Source organism: Chryseobacterium sp. VD8 (assembly GCF_037149975.1).
Classification (GTDB): Bacteria; Bacteroidota; Bacteroidia; order Flavobacteriales; family Weeksellaceae; genus Chryseobacterium; species Chryseobacterium indicum.
Genome location: NZ_JBBCQL010000513.1, coordinates 1 through 210, shown reverse-complemented (window position 1 = coordinate 210; position 210 = coordinate 1). Strand labels below are relative to the sequence as shown.

The window sequence follows — 210 nt, the reverse complement described above, 5'->3', positions numbered from 1 at the left end:
GTTAACCAATAAAAATGCACAAAATGGCACGAATAACAAAAGGAATCCTTGGAGGATTTTCAGGAAAAGTAGGAACGATTGTTGGCGCAAACTGGCGCGGACAGGACATTATCAGAAGCATTCCCAAACCAAGCTCGAAACAGCCCACCGATAAACAGCTTCTGCAGCAGACCAGGTTCAGCATGGTGATCAGCTTTCTGCAGCCGCTCA

1 protein-coding gene is annotated in these 210 nt (G+C 46.7%); it reads left to right on the top strand.

Annotation, left to right across the window (positions count from 1 at the left end; genetic code table 11):
- Positions 1-23: 23 nt before the first annotated feature.
- On the top strand, positions 24-210 hold a 187-nt coding region (locus tag WFK35_RS23390), incomplete at its 3' end, for a DUF6266 family protein (RefSeq protein ID WP_336735027.1).